The 23,834-nt window shown below is 72.2% G+C and carries 22 protein-coding genes; 9 read left to right on the top strand and 13 right to left on the bottom strand.

Annotation, left to right across the window (positions count from 1 at the left end; genetic code table 11):
- Positions 1-113: 113 nt before the first annotated feature.
- A complete protein-coding gene (gene arc / locus ACZ4TR_RS10220; protein WP_155544114.1) occupies positions 114-1,916 on the bottom strand; it encodes a proteasome ATPase in 1,803 nt (600 codons plus the stop codon).
- Positions 1,917-2,281: 365 nt separating this feature from the next.
- Between arc and ACZ4TR_RS10225 the strand changes: the two genes are divergently transcribed.
- Together ACZ4TR_RS10225 and ACZ4TR_RS10230 are read left to right on the top strand one after the other, a co-directional pair.
- Positions 2,282-3,133: a hypothetical protein gene (locus ACZ4TR_RS10225; protein WP_465286739.1), complete on the top strand. Its 852-nt coding sequence runs from the start codon at positions 2,282-2,284 to the stop codon at positions 3,131-3,133.
- 13 nt (positions 3,134-3,146) lie between these two features.
- Positions 3,147-3,596, top strand: coding sequence for a hypothetical protein (locus tag ACZ4TR_RS10230; RefSeq protein ID WP_465286740.1), 450 nt, complete (start codon positions 3,147-3,149; stop codon positions 3,594-3,596).
- 51 nt (positions 3,597-3,647) lie between these two features.
- On the opposite strand, the gene ACZ4TR_RS10235 is transcribed toward ACZ4TR_RS10230, so the two are convergent.
- Together ACZ4TR_RS10235 and ACZ4TR_RS10240 are read right to left on the bottom strand one after the other, a co-directional pair.
- Positions 3,648-4,478: a tRNA (adenine-N1)-methyltransferase gene (locus ACZ4TR_RS10235; RefSeq protein ID WP_364520269.1), complete on the bottom strand. Its 831-nt coding sequence runs from the start codon at positions 4,476-4,478 to the stop codon at positions 3,648-3,650.
- Between the two features lie 72 nt (positions 4,479-4,550).
- Positions 4,551-5,702 carry a site-2 protease family protein gene (locus ACZ4TR_RS10240; RefSeq protein WP_364520267.1) on the bottom strand — a complete coding sequence of 384 codons (1,152 nt, stop codon included), beginning with the start codon at positions 5,700-5,702 and terminating at the stop codon, positions 4,551-4,553.
- A gap of 267 nt (positions 5,703-5,969) precedes the next feature.
- On the opposite strand from ACZ4TR_RS10240, the gene ACZ4TR_RS10245 reads away from it, so the two are divergent.
- The 3 genes from ACZ4TR_RS10245 to ACZ4TR_RS10255 all read left to right on the top strand — a co-directional run bounded on the left by ACZ4TR_RS10245 (position 5,970) and on the right by ACZ4TR_RS10255 (position 8,672).
- Positions 5,970-6,881 carry a RecB family exonuclease gene (locus ACZ4TR_RS10245; protein ID WP_364520265.1) on the top strand — a complete coding sequence of 304 codons (912 nt, stop codon included), beginning with the start codon at positions 5,970-5,972 and terminating at the stop codon, positions 6,879-6,881.
- A complete protein-coding gene (locus ACZ4TR_RS10250; RefSeq protein ID WP_364520263.1) occupies positions 6,881-7,672 on the top strand; it encodes a thioesterase family protein in 792 nt (263 codons plus the stop codon). The genes ACZ4TR_RS10245 and ACZ4TR_RS10250 overlap by 1 nt, the downstream gene beginning before the upstream one ends.
- Positions 7,673-7,736: 64 nt before the next feature.
- Positions 7,737-8,672: a ParA family protein gene (locus ACZ4TR_RS10255; protein WP_364520261.1), complete on the top strand. Its 936-nt coding sequence runs from the start codon at positions 7,737-7,739 to the stop codon at positions 8,670-8,672.
- Positions 8,673-8,734: 62 nt separating this feature from the next.
- Here ACZ4TR_RS10255 and hisG read toward each other — a convergent pair whose 3' ends face one another.
- The 6 genes from hisG to metH all read right to left on the bottom strand — a co-directional run bounded on the left by hisG (position 8,735) and on the right by metH (position 16,232).
- Positions 8,735-9,580, bottom strand: a complete 846-nt coding sequence (gene hisG / locus ACZ4TR_RS10260; RefSeq protein ID WP_364520259.1) for an ATP phosphoribosyltransferase — start codon at positions 9,578-9,580, stop codon at positions 8,735-8,737.
- 49 nt (positions 9,581-9,629) lie between these two features.
- On the bottom strand, positions 9,630-9,893 hold the full coding sequence (locus tag ACZ4TR_RS10265; protein WP_155544123.1) for a phosphoribosyl-ATP diphosphatase: 264 nt from the start codon (positions 9,891-9,893) through the stop codon (positions 9,630-9,632).
- A gap of 66 nt (positions 9,894-9,959) precedes the next feature.
- Complete coding sequence (locus ACZ4TR_RS10270; RefSeq protein ID WP_465286741.1) at positions 9,960-10,472, bottom strand: methylated-DNA--[protein]-cysteine S-methyltransferase; 513 nt, start codon at positions 10,470-10,472, stop codon at positions 9,960-9,962.
- A gap of 14 nt (positions 10,473-10,486) precedes the next feature.
- A complete protein-coding gene (locus ACZ4TR_RS10275) occupies positions 10,487-11,944 on the bottom strand; it encodes an AlkA N-terminal domain-containing protein (protein WP_465286742.1) in 1,458 nt (485 codons plus the stop codon).
- A 58-nt stretch (positions 11,945-12,002) separates the two neighbouring features.
- Positions 12,003-12,635 (bottom strand): HAD family hydrolase, encoded by a 633-nt coding sequence (locus ACZ4TR_RS10280; protein ID WP_465287337.1) that lies wholly within the window; start codon positions 12,633-12,635, stop codon positions 12,003-12,005.
- A gap of 42 nt (positions 12,636-12,677) precedes the next feature.
- Positions 12,678-16,232: a methionine synthase gene (gene metH / locus ACZ4TR_RS10285; RefSeq protein WP_465286743.1), complete on the bottom strand. Its 3,555-nt coding sequence runs from the start codon at positions 16,230-16,232 to the stop codon at positions 12,678-12,680.
- Between the two features lie 38 nt (positions 16,233-16,270).
- On the opposite strand from metH, the gene ACZ4TR_RS10290 reads away from it, so the two are divergent.
- Complete coding sequence (locus ACZ4TR_RS10290) at positions 16,271-17,176, top strand: PAC2 family protein (protein ID WP_285478459.1); 906 nt, start codon at positions 16,271-16,273, stop codon at positions 17,174-17,176.
- A 3-nt stretch (positions 17,177-17,179) separates the two neighbouring features.
- On the opposite strand, the gene ACZ4TR_RS10295 is transcribed toward ACZ4TR_RS10290, so the two are convergent.
- The gene (locus ACZ4TR_RS10295; protein ID WP_465286744.1) at positions 17,180-18,115 is read right to left on the bottom strand and encodes a phosphotriesterase family protein; all 936 of its coding nucleotides are present in this window, start codon (positions 18,113-18,115) and stop codon (positions 17,180-17,182) included.
- 38 nt (positions 18,116-18,153) lie between these two features.
- On the opposite strand from ACZ4TR_RS10295, the gene ACZ4TR_RS10300 reads away from it, so the two are divergent.
- Positions 18,154-18,699, top strand: a complete 546-nt coding sequence (locus ACZ4TR_RS10300) for a CGNR zinc finger domain-containing protein (RefSeq protein WP_465286745.1) — start codon at positions 18,154-18,156, stop codon at positions 18,697-18,699.
- Here the strand turns inward: ACZ4TR_RS10300 and ACZ4TR_RS10305 are convergent.
- The 3 genes from ACZ4TR_RS10305 to ACZ4TR_RS10315 all read right to left on the bottom strand — a co-directional run bounded on the left by ACZ4TR_RS10305 (position 18,694) and on the right by ACZ4TR_RS10315 (position 21,421).
- Entirely contained in the window at positions 18,694-19,527 is an 834-nt protein-coding gene (locus tag ACZ4TR_RS10305) for a metallophosphoesterase family protein (RefSeq protein WP_465286746.1), read from the bottom strand. The two genes, ACZ4TR_RS10300 and ACZ4TR_RS10305, sit on opposite strands and share 6 nt — an antisense overlap.
- Positions 19,528-19,607: 80 nt before the next feature.
- Complete coding sequence (locus ACZ4TR_RS10310; protein ID WP_465286747.1) at positions 19,608-20,837, bottom strand: MFS transporter; 1,230 nt, start codon at positions 20,835-20,837, stop codon at positions 19,608-19,610.
- The gene (locus ACZ4TR_RS10315) at positions 20,834-21,421 is read right to left on the bottom strand and encodes an ArsR/SmtB family transcription factor (protein ID WP_364520241.1); all 588 of its coding nucleotides are present in this window, start codon (positions 21,419-21,421) and stop codon (positions 20,834-20,836) included. The genes ACZ4TR_RS10310 and ACZ4TR_RS10315 overlap by 4 nt, the downstream gene beginning before the upstream one ends.
- A gap of 145 nt (positions 21,422-21,566) precedes the next feature.
- Between ACZ4TR_RS10315 and ACZ4TR_RS10320 the strand changes: the two genes are divergently transcribed.
- Entirely contained in the window at positions 21,567-22,043 is a 477-nt protein-coding gene (locus ACZ4TR_RS10320; protein ID WP_364520239.1) for a MarR family winged helix-turn-helix transcriptional regulator, read from the top strand.
- 158 nt (positions 22,044-22,201) lie between these two features.
- Positions 22,202-23,833, top strand: coding sequence for an ABC-F family ATP-binding cassette domain-containing protein (locus ACZ4TR_RS10325; protein WP_465286748.1), 1,632 nt, complete (start codon positions 22,202-22,204; stop codon positions 23,831-23,833).
- The last annotated feature ends 1 nt before the right edge of the window (position 23,834 follow it).

Consider the following 23,834-nt stretch of genomic DNA (forward strand, 5'->3'; position numbering starts at 1 on the left):
GTCGTTATACACAATTACCGAGACTGGCTCGGCGGTGATGTACCTCACATCGATGGCCGGACACGCCGATGGGGCGGTCGCCGAAGCGGCCGCCCCATCGGGCGTTCGAACTGCTACAGGTACTGACCGGTGTTCGTGGCGGTGTCGATCGCCCGCCCCGAGTCCTGGTTCTTGCCGGTGACGAGCGTGCGGATGTAGACGATCCGCTCGCCCTTCTTGCCGGAGATCCGGGCCCAGTCGTCCGGGTTGGTGGTGTTGGGCAGGTCCTCGTTCTCCGCGAACTCGTCGACGATCGCGTCGAGCAGGTGCTGCACGCGCAGACCCGGCTGCTGGGTCTCCAGCACCGACTTGATCGCCGACTTCTTCGCCCGGTCCACGATGTTCTGGATCATCGCGCCCGAGTTGAAGTCACGGAAGTACAGGACCTCCTTGTCCCCGTTGGCGTAGGTCACCTCGAGGAACCGGTTCTCGTCGCTCTCCTCGTACATCCGCTCGACGGTGTGCTGGATCATCGCGTCGAACGTCGCCTTGGCGTCGCCGCCGAACTCGGCGAGGTCGTCGGCGTGGATCGGCAGGCCTTCGGCCAGGTACTTGGAGAAGATGTCCTTCGCGCCTTCGGCGTCCGGACGCTCGATCTTGATCTTGACGTCGAGCCGGCCCGGCCGCAGGATCGCCGGGTCGATCATGTCCTCGCGGTTGGAGGCGCCGATGACGATGACGTTCTCCAGGCCTTCGACACCGTCGATCTCCGACAGCAGCTGGGGCACGATCGTGGTTTCCACGTCGGACGAAACGCCCGACCCACGGGTCCGGAAGATCGAGTCCATCTCGTCGAAGAACACGATCACCGGGGTGCCCTCGGAGGCCTTCTCCCGCGCTCGCTGGAAGATCAGGCGGATGTGCCGCTCGGTCTCCCCGACGAACTTGTTGAGCAGCTCGGGACCCTTGATGTTCAGGAAGTAGGACTTCCCGTCCTCGTTGTCGCCCCGGGCCGCGGCCACCTTCTTGGCCAGCGAGTTCGCGACCGCCTTGGCGATGAGCGTCTTGCCGCAGCCCGGCGGGCCGTACAGCAGGACGCCCTTCGGCGGCCGCAGCTGGTACTCCTGGTACAGGTCGGCGTGCAGGAACGGCAGTTCCACCGCGTCGCGGATCTGCTCGATCTGCCGGGTGAGGCCACCGATGTCCTCGTAGCGGACGTCGGGCACCTCCTCCAGCACCAGATCCTCGACCTCCGCCTTCGGCACGCGCTCGTACGCGTAGCCGGCCTTGGAGTCGACCAGGAGCGAGTCGCCCGGTTTGAGCGGCTGCTCGGCCAGCAGATCGGAGAGCAGGACCACCCGCTCCTCGTCCGCGTGCCCGACCACCAGCGCGCGAAGGCTGCCGCCCTCGACGTCGGCGGCGAGCACCTCACGCAGGGCACACACCTCGCCGGTGCGTTCGAAGCCGCCGGCCTCGACGACGGTGAGCGCCTCGTTGAGCCGCAGCGCCTGGCCGCGGCGCAACGACGAGAGCTCGACCGCGGGCGATACCGACACCCGCATCTTCCGGCCGGCCGTGAAGACGTCCACCGTGTTGTCCTCGTACGCCTCGACGAAGACGCCGTACCCGGACGGTGGCTGGGCCAGCCGGTCGACTTCCTCACGCAGCGCGAGGAGCTGTCCTCGGGCCTCACGCAGGGTTTCGACCAGTTTGGTGTTGCGTTCGGTGAGCTGGCTCACCCTTTCCGACGCCTCGGCGAGCCGCTGTTCGAGAACTCGGTTCTGCCGTGGTGAGTCGGTCAGTTTGCGGCGCAGCAGCGCCACTTCCTCCTCGAGAAAACGGATCTGCCGAGCCTGCTCGTCCGCCGTCGTCCCAGCTCCGGATGTTGCTGAAGGGTCGGCCTCCTCGCGCCGACCTCCGGGAAGGTCATGATGCATCGGGCACCTCCTCGGAGTGCTTTTCATTCCACGGTACCGGCGATCACCGACAAGAAAAGGCCTTTCCGGATCACAAGATCGGCGCGTCGCGGTTTCCTCGCCTGGTCCAGCACGGACATTCCCGCAGCGCAAGCGGCCATTTCGGTGCCGTGGCACCGGCGCGTCGCGGGCCTGACCGGGCGAAGACGAACCAAGCACGTCGGGAGTACCCGGTCCCGAAGGGCGCCAACCTCGGCCGAGCCGGGCAATTCCGGCCAGTTCCGCCCTAACCGCGCGGTGGCCCCGGGCGATGGTTAGCATCGGGCCGACGTCGGCCGCCTCGAAGGCCGGGGTCACCGTCGAAGGAACGCTAGGGGGAACCACCCATGACCTACCCGCCGCAGCAACCGGGCGGCTACGGGCAGCAGCCCGGCGGCTACGGGCAGCAGCCCCCGCCGTACGGCCAGCAGCCCGGCGGCTACCCCCCGAGCGGACCGCAGCCCCAGCCGGGCTACGGCACTCAGCAGTTCGGCCGGCCCGACCCGTACGGACAGCCGCAGCAGGGCGGTTACCCGCCCCAGACGGGCCCTCAGCCCCAGCAGGGCCACCCCCAGTACGGGCAGCAGGACCAGTGGGGGCAGCAGCAGCCGCAGAACTACGGCGGCTACGACCCGTACGGCGGCGGCGGCTTCGGTGACGCTCCGCCGCCCAAGAAGAAGAAAACCGGGCTCATCGTCGGCATCGCGGCCGCCGCGGTGGTCCTCGTCGGCGGCGGCGTGACGTGGCTGGTCCTGGCCAACGGGGACGACGGCAACACCGCGGCCCCGCCCGTCAGCAGCAGCTCGGCGGCGCCGACGTCCGCGCCGAAGACGTCCGCTTCGAAGCCCAAGACCACGTCGCCCACCCGGCCGTCGACCACCGGCAGCAAGCCCGCCAGTGGGCCCGCCCCCTCGGGCAAGGGCAGCTCGCAGGAGCTCTTCGACACGACGATCGCCGCCTACAACGCCGGCGACGAGAAGGCGCTGGCCGACACCATCTGCCGCAGCGTCTTCGAGGGCACCACGGGCGAGATCCCGAAGGTCACGGTCAAGCTGTCCGGCGCGCCGCAGGACACCGGGGACAGGTCCACCGTGCGCTACTCGGCCACGGACGGCAGCAAGACCAAGGTCGGCACGATGTCGGCCAAGAAGGAATCCGGCCTGTGGTGCCTGTCCAACGTGAAGGCGGACGGCTCGTGAGCTCCCGCCGGCGGTGAACCGCACGCTCGCCGCCGGGCTCGTGCTGCTCGGCGTGGCCGGTGCGGGCGTGGTGCTGGGACTGCTGCTGATCGCGCCGTCCGGCTCCGCGCCCGCACCGTCGGATTCACCTCCGCCGGCGACCCGGACCTCGGTCTCCGCCGCGCCGAGCGCGGTCGACACGGCGGCGGTGAACGTGCTGGCCCGCGCGATCGTCGACGCGATCAGGGCGCACGACTCGGCGGCGTTCGGCAAGCTGACGTGCCGCCCGCAGAGCGCGGAGGCCCTGGCGGGGCTGCAGCGGACGTGGGACGCGGCCGGCCCGGTGACGGCGACGCTCAAGGAGCCGCCGGAAGTCCGCGGCGAGTCGGCGACGGCGAAGGTGCACGTCGAAGCGGCGGGCGGGACGAAGGACACGCCCTTCCCGCTGCACAAGGAGAACGGCCACTGGTGCGTGCCGGGCTAGCCCGGCACCCGGACCGTCCCGAACGACTCCGTCAAGCCCCCGGGTGTCCGGTCAGCCCTTGCCCTTGCTGGGCCGGCGCGACACGCGCGGGGACACGGTGCCGTCCGCGAGCCGCCGGGCGGTGAGCAGGAACGCCGTGTGCGCGACCATCCGGTGGTCCGGGCGCACCGCCAGGCCCACCACGTGCCACGGCCGCATCAGCGTTTCCCACGATTCGGGCTCGGTCCAGCACTGCTGCTCGCGCAGGGACTCGGTGACGCGCGAAAGCTGCGTCACGGTCGCGACGTAGACCGTCAGCACCCCGCCCGGCACGAGGTGAGCGGCGACGTTCGGCAGCTGGTCCCACGGGGCCAGCATGTCGAGCACGACCCGGTCGACCTCGCCCTCGTGCGTCGCCAGGTCCGCGACCGTCAGCGACCAGTTCGCCGGCTTCTCGCCGAAGAACTTCACGACGTTGTGCTCGGCGTGCACCGCGTGGTCCTCGCGGATCTCGTACGAGCTCACCTGCCCGGTCGAGCCGACCGCGCGCAGCAGCGAGCACGTCAACGCGCCGGAGCCGGCGCCGGCCTCGAGCACGCGGGCGCCCGGGAAGATGTCGCCCCACATCACGATCTGCGCGGCGTCCTTCGGGTAGATCACCTGCGCGCCGCGCGGCATCGAGAGCACGTAGTCCGGCAGCAGCGGGCGCAGCGCCAGGTACGTCGAGCCGCCGGCCGAGGTCACCACCGAGCCTTCGGGACGGCCGATGAGGTCGTCGTGGGCCAGTCCGCCGCGGTGGGTGTGGTACTCCCCGCCGTCGGCCAGCGTCAAGGTGTAGTGGCGCCCCTTCGAGTCGGTCAACTGCACCCGATCACCCGCGCGAAACGGTCCGCTGACCGACAACACTTCCTCCAGTACCCCGAATGGCCGACGACAGATCTTCGCAGGCCGCCCGGGCCGTGGCCGCAGCGGGTCTCAGCGAGAGCGGCGGTTCAGCGCGGCGCGCAGGTCGTCCCGGCGCAGCACGCCCGCCGGGCGGCCTTCGTCGTCGACCACCAGGAACTGCCACGCCGCGGTTTCGCGGACGCGCTCGACGACGTCCTCCCCCGGCTCCGAAGCCAGCAGGACCGTCTCGGCCCGGATCGGCTCGGCCGCGAGCTCCGCCGGCGCGTGCGGCGACGTGCCCGCGAGCCGCTCCGCCGCGCCCGTGTCGAGCAGCCCGGCGGCGACGCCGTCGGCTCGGACCAGCACCACGCCCCGGCCCGCCGACGCGGCCAGCGCGTCCGACACCGGACTCTCGGCGGGCAGCTGCAGCACCGGCCGCACCAGCTCGCCCAGCTCCAGCCCTTCCGGCCAGGTGCGGCGCGCTTCCGCGGCCAGCTCCGAACGCGCGCCGAGGATCACGAACCACGCCGTGACGACGCAGACGCCCAAGCGCAGCCAGCGGTCCGGGCTCCCGGTCGCGAGGCCCCACAGCGCCCACACGAGCAGCCCGGCGGCCACGACCGCGCCGCCGGCGACCGCGGCACGCGTGCCCTTCGCGCGGATCCCCGTCGCCGCCCAGACGCCCGCGCGGACCAGCCGCCCGCCGTCCAGGGGCAGGCCGGGCAGCAGGTTGAACACGCCGACGGCGAGGTTCGCCACCGCGCACTCGGCCACCAGCATCCAGACCGCGCCGTCGGGCGGGACGGCGAACATCAGCAGGCCGCAGAACCCGCCCAGCAGCAACGACACCGCCGGGCCGGCCGCGGCGACCAGGCCCTCGTGGACGGGCCGCTTCGGGGTGCGGGCCACTTCGGACAGCCCGCCGAGCAGGAACAGGCGCAGCCGCCGCACCGGGATCCCCAGCCGCAGCGCGGCCAGGCAGTGGCCGAGCTCGTGGGCGAGCACCGACAGGCCCAGCAGCAGCGCGAACGCGCCGGCCAGCAGCCACGACGTCAGCGTCGAGGCGTCCGGGAGCAGCCGCCCGACCAGCGGCGCGTAGAGCACGACGACGACCAGCGAGCCGATCCACCAGGACGGCGCCAGCAGCACGGGCACGCCGGCGACCCGGAACAGCAGGAGACCGCCGTCCGAGCGGACGGCCTGCCGGGTGCCCCCGGTGCCCTGCTCACTGGTCGCGGCCATGCCGGAGAGCCTAGAGCCCCGGGTGTGGGTACCGGGTGATCCGGTCCCGGTGGTGTCGCCCACGGCCGCCACAAGCACCGGAAGGCCGGCACCCGCACCCAGCCAGCCAGCCGACACACGTACCCGGAGGGTCGGCTCCTGGGGTACGCGAGTGGGCTGGCCGGGTACGCGATTCGGCTGTCGGAGTACCGGGGTTGTCCGGACCTGTCCGGGGTGGCGGGCGTTGCGGTCGCCGGAACTGTCGTACCCCGGCGTTACGCTCTGCCCATGCCCGACGCCGACACCGTCACCGTCTCAGCCAGCACGGAACCCCCGGCCTCCGCCGTCGCCACGCAGGTGCGCCGGCGGCCCGCGTTGTCGCCGTCGAGGGCCAGCGACTTCAAGCAGTGCCCGCTGCTCTACCGGTTCCGCGCGGTCGACCGGCTGCCGGAGGTCCCGACCAAGGCCCAGCTGCGCGGCACGCTCGTCCACTCGGTACTGGAGCGGCTGTTCGCGCTGCCCGCCGCCGAGCGCGTGCCCGCCCAGGCACGGGAGCTGCTCGGCCCGGCGTGGGCGGAGCTGTCCGAAGACCGTCCGGAGTGGACCGAGCTGTTCGACGGCGAAAAGCCCGACGACCACGCGGACTGGTTGCGCTCGGCGGAAAAGCTGCTGGACTCCTACTTCGAGCTGGAGGATCCGCGGCGGCTCGAGCCGGAGGCGTGCGAGCTGCACGTCGAGATCGAGCTCGGCTCCGGCGTCCTGCTGCGCGGCTACATCGACCGGGTGGACGTCGCGCCGACCGGCGAGATCCGGGTCGTCGACTACAAGACCGGCGCCGCGCCGCGCGAAATCGGCGAAGCCAAGGCGATGTTCCAGATGAAGTTCTACGCCGTGGTGCTGTGGCGGCTGCGTGGGATCGTGCCCCGCCAGCTCAAACTCATGTACCTCACCGACGGCCAGTCGCTGGCCTACACCCCGGACGAAGCCGAGCTGCTCCGTTTCGAGCGCACGCTGGAAGCCATCTGGCAGGCCATCCTCAAGGCGGGCAAGACCGGCGACTTCCGCGCGAACAAGAGCAAGCTGTGCAACTGGTGCGACCACCAGGCGCACTGCCCCGAGTACGGCGGCACGCCACCGGCCTACCCCGGCTGGCCGGAGCCCGACGCGGGCGACGAGACGCCGCTGGACCGGGCCGACTGATGGCCGACGCCTTCTACGTCCCGCTCGCCGACGGCCGGTTCTCCGCGACCGCCCACACGGCCGGGCCCTGGTCGTCCGACTCGCAGCACTTCGGCCCGCCGTCGGCGTTGCTGGTCCGGGCCCTCGAAAACGTCGAACCCGCGCACCCGGCGGAGCTCGCCCGGGTGACCGTGGAGATCCTCGGCCCGGCGCCGGTCGCCGAGCTCGCCGTGCGGGCCCGGATCGAGCGGCCCGGCCGGTCGGTCGAGCTGCTGCAGGCCGAGCTGGCCAGCGCCGATCGCGTAGTGGCGCGAGCTTCGGCGTGGCGCATCGCGACGTCCGACACGGCCGAGGTCGCCACCGACGGCGGCCCGCTGATGCCCGCGGCGGACAGCGTCACGGAGTCGCCGTGGCCCGAAGGCTGGCAGGCCGGCTACCTCGACGCGGTCGAGTGGCGCGCGGTCCGCGGTGGCATGGACGTGCCCGGCCCGGCGGCCGTCTGGGCCCGTCAGCGCGTCCCGCTGGTCGACGGCGAGGAGCCGAGCGGGCTGCAGCGCCTGTTCGCGGTCGCCGACTCCGGCAACGGCGTGTCGAACTACCTCGACCCGCGCAAGTGGTGGTTCATCAACTCGGAGCTGACGGTGCACCTGCGGCGGCCGCCGTCGGGCGAATGGATCGGCCTGGACGCGGTCACGCTGGTCGGCAAGCACGGCGTCGGCACGGCGACGAGCATCCTGCACGATGCCGACGGCCCGGTGGCCACCGGCGCGCAGGCGCTGATGGTGCGACCGCGACAGGCCGGGGGCGGATAGCCACCCACAACGGCCCCGCATCCAATAGCCTTCGCGGAACGACCGACATGAGGAGCGCTCCGGCATGCAGATCACCTCGGTGGTCAACCAGAAAGGCGGGGTCGGCAAGACCTCACTGAGCGTCGGCACCGCGGCCGCGCTGGCCGAGCGGGGCCGGCGGGTGCTGCTGGTCGACCTCGACCCGCAGGGCCACGCGACGACCGAGATGCTCGGTCTGGAAGAGGTCCGCGGAGACGCGCCGACCCTGGCGAAGGCCCTGGCCAAGACGTGGAAGGGGCCGATCGAGCAGCTCGTCGTCCCGCACCCGCGCAGCAATCTCGGCAAGGGCGGCGCGCTCGACGTCATCCCGACGTCACCGGGGATGTTCGACCTGATCCGGCGGCTCGATTCGTTCCGCGTGCCCGGCTGGCAGCTCGCCCGGGTCATCCAGTTCGCCAACTACGACCACTGCGTCATCGACTGCCCGCCGGCGCTGGACGTGCTGACCAACAACGCGCTGGCGGCCTCGCACGGGATCCTGGTCCCGGTGCAGCCGGACAAGACGAGCATCCGCGCGCTCCGGCTGCTGGCCGACCAGGTGCGGTACGTCGAGCAGACAGTCGGACGCCAGCCGCTGTCGTGGTTCGGCCTGGTGCCGAGCCTCTACCGGCGGCCGATCTCGCACTACGCCGCCGCGGCGTTGCAGGAGATGTACGAGTTCGGCATCCCGATGCTGTCGCACCTGCCGCTGGGCGTGGTGATGAACGAGGCGGCCGCGCACGGCGTCCCGGTGACGACCTACGCCCCGGAAACCCTCCAGGCGCTGTCCTTCCGCGAGATCGCGGGCACGCTCGACACCTACCTGGAGCAGAACTCGGCGCCCGCGGTGATCCCGGCCGACGAAGAGTTCGTCTTCGAGGACTTCATCTCCGAGGTGTCGGTGGCCCGCAACACGAACGACAACGGCGTCCGCAAGGGCCTCTACGACCTGCTGCCGAAGAAGCCCCACCGCCCCCGCTGACCCGCCCGGTCGTGAGGGGGAAACAGGTTGGAACCCTGTTTCCCACTCACGACGGGTATGGGTCAGAGCCGGCAGGAACGGATGTCCGACGCCAGGATCGCCTTCGCGCCCACCTCGGCGAGTTCGTCCATGACCCGGTTGACGTCCTTGCGCGACACCATCGCGCGCACGGCCACCCAGTCGTCGTCGGCCAGCGGGGCCACCGTCGGCGACTCCAGGCCCGGCGTGATGGCGATGGCGCGGTCGACGAGCGTGCGCGGGCAGTCGTAGTCCAGCATCAGGTACTGCTGCGCGAACACCACGCCGCGCAGCCGCGCGGCGAGCTGGTTCTTCGGCTTGCTCTGCTCGGTGCCCTTGCGCTGCAGCAGCACCGCTTCCGACACGCAGATCGGGTCGCCGAACGCGACGAGGTTGTTCTGCCGCAGCGACCGGCCGGACTCGACGACGTCCGCGATCGCGTCCGCCACGCCGAGCTGGATCGAGATTTCGACCGCGCCGTCGAGGCGGATCACCTCGGCTTCGACGCCGTGGCGCGCGAGGTCGTCGCGCACCAGCCGCGGGTACGACGTGGCGAGCCGCTTGCCCTGCAGGTCGGCCGGCTTCCAGTCCTGGCCCGCGGGGGCGGCGTAGCGGAACGTCGAGCCGCCGAAGCCGAGTGCCTGGACCTCTTCGACCGGGGCACCGGAGTCGAGCGCGAGGTCGCGGCCGGTGATGCCGAGGTCGAGGTCACCGGAGCCGACGTAGATCGCGATGTCCTTGGGCCGCAGGAAGAAGAACTCGACCTCGTTGACGGTGTCGAGCACCGTCAGGTCGCGCTGCTCATGCCGCTTCCGGTAGCCCGCCTCGCCGAGCATCTCCGTCGCCGCGGCGGCGAGGGCTCCCTTGTTCGGCACGGCAACACGCAGCATTTCGCTTCTCTCCTCGTTCTTCGCGCGATCCGGCACCGCGCGAACCCCGTCACAGGTAGCGGTAGACGTCCTCGGTCGACAGTCCGCGGCCGAGCATCAGCACCTGCAGCCGGTACAGCAGCTGGGAGATCTCCTCGGCGAGGCGCTCGTCGGACTCGTGCTCGGCGGCGATCCACACCTCGCCGGCTTCCTCGAGCACCTTCTTGCCCTGGGCGTGCACTCCGGCGTCGAGGGCGACGACGGTGCCGGACCCGTCGGGACGGGTACGCGCGCGCTCGGCAAGCTCCGCGAACAGCTCATCGAAGGTCTTCACGGTCTGCAGATCCTTCCATCCCGGCCCCGTCCCCGCTGCCCCGGGCCGGTCGGGATGCCGCCGATCTCACACGACCGTGGACGCGGCCTCCCGCGATGTGGGACGCCGGCGCTCGAAGCCGAGGAGGTACTCCTTGCGTTCCAGGCCGCCGCCGTACCCGGTCAGCGAGCCGGTCGAGCCGATGACCCGGTGGCACGGCACGACGATCGAGATCGGGTTCTTGCCGTTGGCCAGGCCGACCGCCCGCGCGGCCGACGGCTTGCCGAGCAGCTGCGCCAGCTCGCCGTAGGAGGCGGTTTCGCCGTAGGGGATGTCGAGCAGGGCGGTCCACACCGCCCGCTGGAACGGCGTGCCGTGGAAGGCCAGCGGCAGGTCGAACTCCCGGCGCGTGCCGGCGAAGTACTCCTCCAGCTGAGCCCGGGTGCGGTCGAAGATCTCCGCACCGGCGCTGCGTTCGCCGAACGTCAGGTCGGCGGGCCGGTGGCGCTGCCGGTGCATGTACAGGCCGCGCAGGGCGGCCCCCTCGGCGACGAGGGTCAGCGGGCCGCAGGGGCTGTCCACCACGAGGTGGGTAGGCATGGCTCTCCAGTCGGTCAGGCGGCGGGCATCCGGTTGATCGCGTGGTCCCCGGTGGCCCACAGGTGCTGGGTGGCGTAGGCGCGCCAGGGCCGCCACGCCTCGGACCGGGCGACGACGCCCGCGTGACCGCCGAGGCCGAGCAGTTCGGCGGCGTACTTGATGCCGAGGTCGGTGGGGAGGAAGGCGTCCGGGTCGCCGAGGGCACGCATGGCGATGCTCTCGACCGTCCACGGCCCGAACCCGGGCAACGCGGTCAGCGCCGCCCTCGTTGCCGTCCAGTCGCTGCCCGCGCCGAGGTCGAGCCCGTCGGTCAGCGCCGCGACCAGCGCGAGCAGCGTCCGACGGCGGCTGCGCGGCATGGCGAGCGTCTCGGGGTCCAGCGAAGCCAACGCCTCCGGCGCAGGGAACAGGTGGGTCAGCCCGCCTTCGGGGTCCTCGATCGGCTCGCCGTGCGCGACGACGAGCCGGGCCGCGTGGGTGCGCGCCGCCGCCGTCGAGACCTGCTGCCCCAGCACGGCCCGCACGGCGAACTCGGCGCCGTCGACCGTGCGCGGGACCCGGCGGCCCGGCGCGGCTGCGACCAGCGGCGCGAGCAGCGGGTCGGTGGCGAGCTGGTCGTCGACGGCGACCGGGTCGGCGTCGAGGTCGAGCAGCCGGCGGCAGCGGCTGGTGGCGGCGGGCAGGTCCCGCAGGTCGGTCAGGCCGAGCCGGCAGGCGATGTGGCCGTTCTCCGGCCGCAGCGCGGCGACACCGTGGCCGTGCGGCAGCCGCAGCGTCCGGCGGTAGGCGCCGTCGCGCCACTCCTCGACGCCCGGCACCCCGGTCGCGACGAGGTGGCCGAACAGGTTGTCCGGGCACAACGGCTTCCGGTAGGGCAGCCGCAGCAGGATCGCCCCGGCCGACGGCCGGCCCTTCGCCCGGCCGCGCAGCTCCGTCGGGGTGAGCGCGAAGACCTCGCGGACGGTGTCGTTGAAGGACCGGATGCTGCCGAACCCGGCCGCGAGGGCCAGCTCGGTCATGGGCAGGGTGGTCGTCTCGATGAGGGTCCGCGCGGTCTGCGCGCGCTGGGCGCGTGCGAGCGCCAGCGGGCCGGCGCCCAGCTCGGCGAACACCTGGCGCTCGACCTGCCGGACGCTGTAGCCGAGCCGGGCCGCGAGGCCGCGCACGCCTTCGGTGTCGACGACGCCGTCGGCGATCAGCCGCATCGCCCGCGCGACCAGGTCGGCGCGTTCGTTCCACAGCGGCGATCCCGGGCTGGCGTCGGGGCGGCAGCGCTTGCAGGCGCGGAACCCGGCCTGCTGCGCGGCCGCGGCGCTCGGGTAGAAGCGCATGTTCCGCGGCTTGGGCGGCACCACCGGGCAGCTGGGCCGGCAGTAGATCCCGGTCGTCAGCACCGCGCCGTAGAACCACCCGTCGAACCGGGCGTCCTTCGCCTGCACGGCCCGCACGCACCGTTCGAAGTCCTCGTACACGCCACCAGCATCGCGGACCCCCGGCGCCGGGGCTAGCGGGAATGCGGCACGGACGTGCTCAGCCGAGCAGGGCCGCCAGCGCCGGCACGTCGATGCCGACCAGCGAGTCGCGGAACACGCGCCGCTCCCCCGGTTTGACCGGGACGTCGTTGGGGATCACCAGGACCGTGCAGCCCGCCGCGACCGCCGACGCCGTGCCCGGCGGGGAGTCCTCGACCGCCACGCACCTCTCAGGCGAAACGCCCAGCAGTTCCGCGGCCTTCAGATACGGGCGCGGGTGCGGCTTGTTGAGGCCCTCGACCTCGTCGCCGCAGACCGTGACGTCGAAGAAGTCCCGCCCGATCGTGTTCAGCGCGAGTTCGGTCAGGTCCCGCTCGGTCGAGGTGACCAGTGCCGAACGCAGCCCCGCCTCGCGCACCGCCGTCAGCGCTTCGCGGGCACCCGGGCGCCACGGCAGCTCGTCGTCGAACAGCCCGGCCGTGCGACGGCGGATCTCCGCGCCGGTCGAAGCGATCGCCTCGGGGTTGACCGGAAGGCCGACGACCTCGAGCAGGTACGCCGAGGTGTCGTCCATGTTGGACCCGACGAGCGTCATCCGCTGCTCCTCGGAAAGCTTGCCGCCCAGCCATTCCGCCGTCTCGTACAGCGCGATGTCCCACAGCTTCTCGGAATCGACGAGCGTGCCGTCCATGTCCCACAGCACGGCGGTCAATCCGTCCACAGTGGAGTCTCCTCAGGTGTTGAAGTACTTCGCTTCCGGGTGGTGGCAGACGATCGCGTCGGTCGACTGCTCGGGGTGCAGCTGGTACTCCTCGGACAGCTTCACGCCGATGCGGCCCGGCTCGAGGAGCGCGACGATCTTCGCCCGGTCCTCGAGATCGGGACAGGCGCCGTAGCCCAGGGAGAACCTCGCTCCACGGTAGCCGAGCTTGAAGAAGTCCTCGACGTCGTCCGGGTCCTCTGAGGCGACCGCCACACCGCCCGGCAGGGTCAGCTCCTGGCGGATGCGGAAGTGCCAGTACTCGGCCAGCGCCTCGGTGAGCTGGACGCCGAGGCCGTGCACCTCGAGGTAGTCGCGGTAGGCGTCGGCGGCGAACAGCTCGTTCGCGTAGTCGGCGATGGGCTCGCCCATGGTGACGACGGTGAAGGGAACGACGTCCACCTCACCCGACTCCCGGGGGCGGTAGAAGTCGGCCAGGCAGAGCCGCCGGTCGCGGCGCTGGCGCGGGAAGGTGAAGCGCAGCCGCTCGGGCGCGTCCGGTTCGGGTTCCGTGAGCACGACCAGGTCGTCGCCCTCGGCGACGCACGGGAAGTAGCCGTGGACGACGGCCGCGTGGGCCAGGACGCCGTCCGCGGTCAGCCGGTCGAGCCAGTACCGCAGCCGCGGCCGGCCCTCGGACTCGAGGAGTTCGTCGTACGTCGGCCCGCTGCCGCCGCGGGCGCCCTTGAGGCCCCACTGCCCCATGAAGGTCGCGCGCTCGTCGAGCATCGCGGCGTAGTCGCCGAGCGGGACCCCCTTGACCACGCGCGAGCCCCAGAACGGCGGCGCCGGGAGCGGGACGTCGGTGGCGACGTCCGAGCGCGCGGGCGGCGGCCCGTCGAGTGCTTCTTCTTCCGCCTTGCGGGCTTTGCGTGCCTCGGCGATCCGCAGCGAGCGTTCACGGCGTTCCTTGCGTTCCCGGCGCTTCTTCTCCGCGTCGGCGTCCACCAGCGGCGATTCCCCGCGCTTGGCCGCCATGATCGCGTCCATCAGCCGCAGGCCCTCGAACGCGTCCCGCGCGTAGCGGACGTCGCCGGAGTAGAGCTCGCTCAGGTCGCTCTCGACGTAAGAGCGGGTGAGTGCCGCACCGCCGAGCAGCACCGGCCAGCGCGCGGAGACGCCCCGGGAGTTCATCTCCTGGAGGTTCTCCTTCATGATCACCGTGGACTTCACCAGCAGCCCGGACATCCCGATCGCGTCGGCGCCGTGCTCGCCGGCGGCCTCCAAGATGGCCGTGATCGGCTGCTTGATGCCGAGGTTGACCACCTCGTAGCCGTTGTTGGACAGGATGATGTCGACGAGGTTCTTGCCGATGTCGTGCACGTCGCCGCGGACGGTGGCCAGCACGATCCGGCCCTTGCCGGCGTCGTCCTCCTTCTCCATGTGCGGCTCGAGGTGGGCGACGGCGGCCTTCATCACTTCGGCGGACTGCAGCACGAACGGCAGCTGCATCTGCCCGGACCCGAACAGCTCGCCGACGGTCTTCATGCCCGAGAGCAGCGTGTCGTTGATGATCTGCAGGGCGGGCCGCTGCTCGAGGGCCGCGTCGAGGTCGTCGGTGAGGCCGGTGCGCTCGCCGTCGACGATCCGGCGTTCGAGGCGTTCGAACAGCGGCAGCGCGGCCAGCTCTTCGGCCCGCGAGGCCTTCGACGAGGCCGCGCTCACCCCCTCGAACAGGACCATCAGCTCCTGCAGCGGGTCGTAGCCTTCGCGGCGGCGGTCGTACACGAGGTCGAGGGCGACCGCGCGCTGGTCGTCCGGGATGCGCGCCATCGGCAGGATCTTCGACGCGTGCACGATGGCGGTGTCGAGCCCGGCCTGCACGCACTCGTGCAGGAACACGGAGTTCAGGACCTGCCGCGCGGCCGGGTTGAGGCCGAAGGAGATGTTCGACAGGCCGAGCGTGGTCTGGACCTCGGGGTGGCGCCGCTTGATGTCGCGGATCGCCTCGATCGTCTCGATGCCGTCGCGGCGAGACTCCTCCTGGCCGGTGGCGATGGTGAAGGTGAGCGCGTCGATGATGATGTCCGACGTCCGCAGCCCCCACTTCCCGGTGATGTCCGCGATCAGCCGGGACGCGATGTCGGCCTTCTTCCGCGCCGTGCGCGCCTGGCCCTCTTCGTCGATGGTCAGGGCGACGACGGCGGCGCCGTACTCGCTCACCAGTTCCATGACCTGGGTGAAGCGGGACTCGGGGCCGTCGCCGTCTTCGTAGTTGACGGAGTTGACCGCGCAGCGGCCGCCGAGGCGTTGCAGGCCGGCCCGCAGCACCGGGACCTCGGTGGAGTCGAGCATGATCGGCAGGGTGGAGGCGGTGGCCAGGCGCCCGGCCAGCTCGGCCATGTCCGCGGTGCCATCGCGGCCGACGTAGTCGACACACAGATCCAGGAGGTGGGCGCCGTCGCGGGTCTGTTCGCGGGCGATCTCCACGCAGTCGTCCCAGCGGCCCTCGAGCATCGCGGTGCGGAACGCCTTGGAGCCGTTGGCGTTGGTCCGCTCGCCGATCATCAGCACGCTGGCGTCCTGTTTGAACGGCACCGCCTGGTACAGCGACGACACGCCGGGCTCGGGGCGCGGCCGCCGCGGCACCGGAGCCGTCTCCGCCACGGCGGCCGCGAGCTGCCGGATGTGCTCGTCGGTGGTGCCGCAGCAGCCGCCGACCAGGCCGACGCCGAACTCGCGCACGAACCCGGTGAGCGCTTCGACCAGCGCCTCCGGCCCGAGCGGGTACACGGCGCCGGCCGGGCCCAGCTCCGGCAGCCCCGCGTTCGGCATGACCGACAGCGGTATCCGGGCGTGCTTGGCCAGCTGCCGCAGGTGCTCGCTCATCTCGGCCGGCCCGGTCGCGCAGTTCAGCCCGATGTCGTCGATGCCGAGCGGCTCCAGGGCGGCCAGTGCGGCCCCGACCTCGGTGCCGAGCAGCATCGTCCCGGTCGTTTCGACGGTGATCGAAGCGAGGATCGGCACGGGCCGGCCCTCGGCGGCCATCGCCCGTTTCGCGCCGATGATCGACGCCTTGGTCTGGAGGATGTCCTGGGTGGTCTCGACGATCACGGCGTCGACGCCGCCGGCCAGCAGACCGCGGACTTCTTCCTGGTAGGCGTCCCGCAGCGTGGTGAACGGCGCGTGGCCGAGCGTCGGCAGCTTCGTGCCGGGGCCGGCCGAGCCGAGCACGAACCGCGGGCGCTCCGGCGTCGCGAACTCGTCGGCGGTCTCCCGGGCCAGCCGCGCACCGGCTTCGGCCAGCTCGAAGATCCGGCCGGTGATGTCGTACTCGGCGAAGTTGGCGAAATTGGCCCCGAAAGTGTTGGTCTCGACGGCGTCCGCGCCCGCCTCGAGGTAGCCCCGGTGGACCGAACGGACCACGTCCGGCCGGGTGACGTTGAGGATCTCGTTGCAACCTTCGAGACCGGCGAAGTCGGCCAGGCTCAGGTCGTGGGCCTGCAGCGCGGTGCCCATCGCCCCGTCGGCCACCAGCACGCGCGAGCGAAGCGCTTCGAGGAACGGCGACGACACCCGGTCGGACATGCTGAACAGGGTAAGGCCGGTGGTCGTAGGCTGGGTTGGTGAGTGAGCCCGTCGACGAGACCCCGCGGCCGCCCGGCGACCGCACCGAACCCTCCCGGCCGCTGATGGTGGTCGCCTTCGAAGGCTGGAACGACGCAGGTGACGCGGCCAGCCGGGCGGTCGAGCACCTGCAGCTGAACTGGGACGCCACGCCCCTGGCCGAACTGGAGCCCGACGACTACTACGACTTCCAGGTCAGCCGCCCGACCGTCCGGATGGTGGACGGCGTCACTCGACGGGTGGACTGGCCGACGACAACGCTGTCGGTGTGCCGCCCGGACGGGTTCGACCGCGACGTGGTGCTCGTGCAGGGCCCCGAGCCGAACATGCGCTGGCGCGCCTTCTGCGCCGAGCTGCTGGAGCACATCAAGCAGCTGGACATCGCGACCGTCGTGACGCTCGGCGCGCTGCTCGCCGACACCGCGCACACCCGGCCGGTCCCGGTCACCGGGACGGCGTACGACAAGGACACCGCGTCGCTCTACGGGCTCGAGATGAACAACTACCAGGGCCCGACCGGCATCGTCGGGATCCTGCAGGACTACTGCGTGCAGGCGGGCATCCCGGCCGTGTCGATCTGGGCCGCGGTGCCGCACTACGTGTCGCACCCGCCGTCCCCGAAGGCGACGCTGGCGCTGCTGCACAAGCTGGAGGACATCCTCGACGTCGAGATCCCGCTGGGCGCGCTGCCCGAGCAGTCCGAGGAGTGGCAGCGCACGGTCAGCGAGATGGCCGACGAGGACGAGGAGATCAGCGAGTACGTCCGCAGCCTCGAGGAGCGCGGTGACGCGCAGACCGAGGTCGCGGAGCAGGACGTCAGCGGCGACAAGATCGCCGCCGAGTTCGAGCGCTACCTGCGCCGCCGCGGCCGAGGCGGCGGACAGGAAGGCTTCGGCCTGCGCTGACGGTTACTCGAGCCAGCTGGTGGCGAACGCCCGCGCGGGGTTCGCCACCAGCATGGCGGTGACGACGTCGCCGCCGAGCAGCTTCGTCAGCCGCGGTGCCAGCGTCGTGAGCAGGTACGGGGCGCCCGGCTGGTGGCGGGCGGCGGCGGTCGTGGTGTCGCCGCCCAGCAGGATCCGCCCGCCGTGGCCCGCGTCGACGAGTGCTTCGAGCCCGTCGAAGAGCCGCCAGTCGGTGGCGTGGTTGGCCCGGGACGGGCCGTCGAAGCCGAGGAATGTCCCCACGTCGGCGATCTCCCGCAGCGAACGCAAGTCCGGGTTGCGGTTGAGATGCCCGAGAATCACCCGGTCGGGCGGCACCTCGAGCTTCTCGCAGAGCAGCTCGGCCACTTCGAGGGCCGCGGTGCCGAGCTCCAGGTGCACGGCGATCGGCGCGCCGGTCTCCTGGTGCGCGACCGCGGCGGCGGTCAGCGTGAGCCGGGCGTGCGCGTCGATCGTGTGGAACGCGCCGGCCACCTTGACCAGCCCGGCACGCGGGCCGGTCCGCGGCTCGTCGGGCAGGTCGGCGGGCTGGGTGCCTTCGGTCAGGTCGGCGACGAAGACGCGGACCAGGTCGTCGACGACCCGGCCGAGCACGGGCGGCGCGTAGTGCTCGGCGCGGTGCAGCCCGGTGGCCGCGACGACGTGGACGCCGAGCTCTTCGGACATCCAGGCCAGCTCCCGGGTCCGGCGGCCGAGACCGTACGGCGTCCACTGGACGAGCGCCGCGCCGCCCGCCAGCTTGAAGGCGAGGAGCAGTTCCGTCGCCGCCGTCGAGTCGTCCAGCTCCTGGCCGGGCAGCAGTTTCGAAGCGAAGAAGAGGTGGTCCTGCGAGTCGGTCACGCCGAGTTCGGCCGGGTCGATGTCCCCCAGCACCGTGCGGACCTCGGGTTCACCGGTCACGAGCGCGAGTGTAACGCCTCAACCGTTACGATGGCGAGGTGTCCGAAGACTTCCGCCTCGACCTGGGGGCACCCTGGCTGAACCTGCTCGCCACCCGCGGCCGCCACTTCGGGCCGCGGCCGGTCGAGCGGATCCCGACGCCTGCGCGGCTGCACGACTGGCTGGCCCGCGTCGAGCTGACGCCGCTCGCGCTGGTCACGCCCGCCGACCTGCGCACGGCCCACCGGCTCCGGGAGGTGCTGCGCGAGCTGGCGCTGGGCGCGGTCGACGGGATCCCGCCGACGGCCGGCCAGGTGAGCGCGCTGACGGGATTCCTCGAAACCGAACCGGTGCACCTCGCCGCCCTGGACCGGCTGCACCGCAGCGCCCCGCCGACCGCGGACGCCGCGTTCGCCCGGCTCGCGCACCAGGCGGCCGACTGGCTCACCGGCCCGCTGCGCGCCGACCTGCGCGCGTGCCCGGAGCAGGACTGTCGGGGTGTGTTCACCGACCCGGGCGGGCGACGCCGCTGGTGTCCCTCCCCCGCCTGCGCCAGCCGGGGCCGCGTACGCGCGCTCAGGGAGCGGCGGCGCGCCGAGTCATGACGGCCACAGGATGCGGCGCATCGGCACCGCGCCCCGGGCCCGCTTCCGCCACTCGCGCGGGTAGCCCAGCGACACCTCTTCGAACCGCACGCCGTCGGCCTCGGTCGTGCGCGGGATGTGCAGGTGGCCGTAGACCGCGATCTCCGCGCGGTAGCGGAGGTGCCAGTCCTCGGTCTTCGTGGTGCCGCACCACAACGCGAACTCCGGCCAGTACAGCGGTGCCGTCGGGTGGCGGTGCAGCGGCCAGTGCGACATCAGGATGGTGCTGTGGTCTTCGGGGATCGCGTCGAGGCGCTCGGTGCTGATCTTGAGCCGGTCCGCGCACCAGGCCTGCCGGCTCGGGTACGGGTCCGGGTGCAGGAAGTACTCGTCCGTGCAGACCACCCCGGCCGCCCGCGCCTGGCTCAGGGCCTCCTCCAGCGGCTTGCCCTCCGCCTCCGGGGTCCGCCAGCTGTAGTCGTAGAGCAGGAAGAGCGGCGCGATGGTGAGCGGCCGCCCGCCCTGATGCCACACCGGAAACTCGTCTTCGGGCGTGAGCACGTCGATCGCGCGGCACTGCTCGACGAGGTACTCGTAGCGCGCCTGACCGCGGAGCTGGCACTCGTCGTTCTTCGTGGTCCACAGCTCGTGGTTGCCCGGCACCCAGATGACTTTCGCGAACCGCTCGCGCAGGGTCTTCAGGGTCCCGATGGTGGCCTCGGCCCGCTCGGCGACGTCCCCGGCGACGAGCAGCCAGTCACCGGGGCCCTCCGGGACGACGTCGTCGAGGATCGGGCCGTTGCCCTCGTGGGTCACGTGGAGGTCGCTGGTGGCGAAGAGGTGCGGCACCCCTCCACCGTAACCACCGGGATCGCGGGATCTCCGCGAAACCTGCGGATCCCGGTGATTTCCGCACGAACCCGGGCACCTCAGGCCGCCCGGGCCGCCGTCGCCGCGGGTACTTCGACGGCCGGCCGGCCACGCCGGAGGAGCATCAGCACTCCCGCCAGCACGTACACCCCGGCCTGGATGTTCAGCAGCACCGCCGGTCCCGTCGTCGCGACCAGCGTGCCCGCGAGCAGCGCCCCCACCGTCGTGAACGTCGCGATCGCGGCGAACGCCGTGCTCAGCACCCGGCCCGCCCGCTCCGGCGCCACCGCGCTCTGGATCTCCGACAGCACCCCCGCGCCGGCGGCCACGCCCGGCGCGCCGACCAGGACGAACAGCCCCACGTACAGCCCGAGCGCCGTCGTCACCAGCCACAGGTTCCAGATCACCGCCGACACCAGGCCCAGCGCGACCGAACCCCAGCCGAGCAGCACCGCCGGCGCCACCCGCCGCGCCACCGTGGCCAGCGCGAAGCCGGCCGCCAGCCCGCCGATCGCCTGCACACCGCGCAGCAGGCCCACTTCGGCCTCGCTGCCACCCAGCACGTCCAGGACGTACACCACGAACAGCACCAGGAACATGCCCTGCGCCAGGGAGGTGCACGCGACCGCGAGCCCGGTGCGCCACAGGCGGCGGTTGTGCGTGAGCTCGCGCAGACCGTCGAGCCAGGCCCGCACCACCGGTTCGCGCGCGGCGGCCGGCGCGGGTGCGCTCACCCGGCGGAACGGCTTGGCCAGCAGCGCCACCGCCACCGCCAGCACCGCCAGGTGACCGGTGACGACGGGCGCGAGCCCGCCGAGCCCGAGCAGCGCACCGCCCGCCCAGCCGCCGGCCAGCCGGGCGACGCTGCCGTTCACGCTCATCAGCCCGTTCGCCCCGGTCACTTCTTCGACGCCGACGAGCTCGGGCACCAGCGCGTTGCGGGCCGGTTCGAACACCGACGCCAGTGCCGCCTGCCCGGCCATCACGGCGTACACGACGGTCACCCCGGGCGAAGCGAGCAGCGGCACCGCGACGACGGCCAGCCCGCAGCAGACGCCGAACAGCACCGCCCGCCGGTTCCAGCGGTCGGCCACCACCCCGGCGACCGGGCTCAGCAACACGGCGGGCACCAGGCCGAGCACGATGCTCAGCGCCGTCGTCGCGGCGGAGCCGGTGCGCTGGAAGACGTACACCGGCAACGCCACCTGCAGCATCCACTCGGCCGTCTCGCCGAAGAACGCGGCCACCCACAACCGCGCGAACGCCGGCACCCCCAGCAGCTGCTTCATTCCTCCGCCTTTCCCGAGTGCTCGATGCGCGGGAACGCCCGCAGGCCCACGTGCACCGGGTGGGCACCCGCCGGCGCGTCGGTCCGGATGGCCCCGACGTAGGGCCGGACCAGGGCGTCGATCGCGTCGGTCAGCCGGGTCAGCTCCTCCGGCGTGACGCGCAGCGCGTACGTGATCAGCCCGGACGCCGCGCGCCAGGCGGGGTCGAGTCCGTCGAGCGAGTCGAGGTACCGCTGGGTCAGCTCCTGCTCGTGGCCCAGGGTCGCGCCCACCATGCCGAGCTGGGCCGCCCGGTGCGCCGGGTCGTCGGCCAGCTCCCCCATCTCCAGCCCGACCTGGCGGGCCCGCCACGGCCGCTCGCGGCCGTCCTCGGCGTCGGCCCGCTCGACCAGGCCGTACTGCGCGAGCTGGCGCAGGTGCCAGCTGCAGTTCGACGCAGTCGAACCGACCGCCTCGGCGCACTCGCTCGCGGTGCGCGGGCCGACGGCGGTCAGGTGGTTCAGGAGCGCCGACCGCAGCGGGTGCGACAGCGCGCGCAGCAGCTCGACGTCCTCGATCCGCTTGCGCGGCGGCAGCTCGGCCATCGGTCGTCCTATCTGAAAGAGTCATTTCGAAAGTACTCTTTCATAGTTGGTCCCGCCTGCGGGTTTGTCAAGCGGCTCCGCTATCGTTCGCGGGGCAGTCACTGCGCAGGGCAGTGACTGCACTGTCACCCGACTTGGATGGACGTTGCCCGACCAGCGCGAACTCGCCACCGCCGCCGCCCTCGCCCTCCCCCGCTTCGTGGGTTCGACCGCGCTCTTCCACGCCGCGGTCGCCGAGCGGATGGCCGTCACCCCCACCGAGCTGCACTGCCTGCACCTGCTCCACGGCGGGGTCAGCGACTCGCCGTCCGAGCTCGCCCGGCTGCTCGGGATCTCGACGGGGGCCTTCACCCGGCTGCTCGACCGGATGGAGCGGCACCGGCTCGCCGAGCGCGCCCCGGATCCGGCGGACCGGCGCCGGCTCGTCGTCCGGCCGCTGCCCGACCGGATGGCCGAGCTCGCCGAGCTGTACGCGCCGATGGCCCGGTTCGTCGGCGAGCGGCTGGCGCGACTGGACCGCCGGCAGCTGACCGCCCTCGTCGGCTTCCTCACCGACGGCACCGCCGCCGCGGAAGAGGCGTCCCACAACCTGCCGGATGTGACCCAGGCCATAACGAGTTGACTAACTCTACGGATGTTGCGTTAATCTGGTTCCACTATGAGGAACTGAACCGCGCCCATCTCGCTTCCGAGGCGGCACCCGGTCGAGCATGACGCTCCCGCGTGCCACGACGCCCGGCGGGATTTCCGCTTCTTCTCATCCGGGCCCGGTGATCGCACATGTCCACTCTCTTTCCTCTGCAGGCCAAGGACGTCGTCTTCGGCTACGGCACCCGCGTCGTCCTCGACGGCGTCACGCTGACCGCGTCGGCGGGGCAGCGGCTCGGCCTGGTCGGCGAGAACGGCAGCGGCAAGTCCACGCTGCTGCGGCTGCTCGCCGGGCTCGAAGAACCCCGCTCCGGCGAGGTCCGCCGCGGCCCGGACGTCGGGTTCCTGCTGCAGGAGCTGCCGTTTTCGCTCGAGGCGACCTTCGCCGACGTCCTGGACGACGCGCTCGCCGAGATCCGCGCGGCCGCCGCCCGGCTCGACGAGCTGACCGCGGCGATGACCGACCGGCCCGACGATCCGTCCGTCCTCGACGAGTACGGCCGCGTCCTGGAATGGGCCCAGGCCCACGACCTCTGGGACGCCGACCGCCGCGCGAAGCTCGTCTGCGACGGGCTCGGCCTCGGCGGCGTCGAGCCCGATCGGCCGCTCGGCACACTTTCGGGTGGTCAGCGATCCCGGCTGGGGCTGGCCGCGCTCCTGGTCCGGCGGCCGGAAACCCTGCTGCTGGACGAGCCGACCAACCACCTCGACGACGCCGCGATGGACTTCCTGGAACGCCACCTCACCGAGCTGACCGGGATCGTCGTGCTGTCGTCACACGACCGGGTGTTCCTCGACGCCGTCTGCACCGACATCGTCGACCTGGACCCGGCCGCGGCCGACCGCCAGGCCGGCGGGGCGGTCCGGTACGGCGGCAGCTATTCGGACTACCTCGGGCACAAGAAGGCCGAGCGGGCGCGCTGGGAACAGCGCTTCGCCGAAGAACAGGAGGAGTTGAAGGAGCTGCGGGAGACCGTCGCGGTCACCGCGCGCAACGTCGCCTACGGCCGCGGCCCGCGCGACAACGACAAGTTCATCCACCACTTCAAGGGCGCCCGCGTCCAGAAGACGATCTCGCGGCGGGTGCGCGACGCCGAGCAGCGGCTCGAGCACCTCGAACGCGACCAGGTGCGCAAACCCCCGGCGCCCCTGCGGTTCCGGGCCGAGCTCACCGGGCACGCGACCGGCGACGGACCGGCGATCTCGGTGCGGTCCCTGGAGGTGCCGGGGCGCCTTCGGTTGCCGCGGCTCGACATCGACGGTTCGGCCCGGTTGCTCGTCACCGGCGGGAACGGCGCCGGGAAGTCGACGCTGCTTTCGGTGCTGGCCGGGCGGCTCGCCCCGGCGTCCGGAACCGTCCACTTCGGACGCGGCGTGCGCGTCGGCCTGCTGGAGCAGGACGTCGTGTTCACCGACCCGGACCGGACCGCGGCCCGGGTGTACCGGGACGCGCTCGGCGAGGACGCGCCGCCGTTGAGCCACCTCGGCCTGCTGGCGTCGCGGGATCTGCGGCAGCCGGTGGGCGCGCTTTCGGTGGGTCAGCGCCGGCGGCTGGCGCTGGCGGTGCTGCTGGCCGAACCGCCGGACGTGCTCCTGCTGGACGAGCCGACGAACCACATTTCGCTGACCCTGGCGGAAGAACTGTTCCAGGCCCTCGAAACGGCGCCGGGCGCGGTCGTCATCGCCTCCCACGATCGATGGTTGCGCCGTGACTGGGCGGGCGACCACCTGGAGCTGGCCGCCGGCCAGCCCGCCGCAGTATAGG

Source organism: Amycolatopsis sp. NPDC028719 (assembly GCF_055565395.1).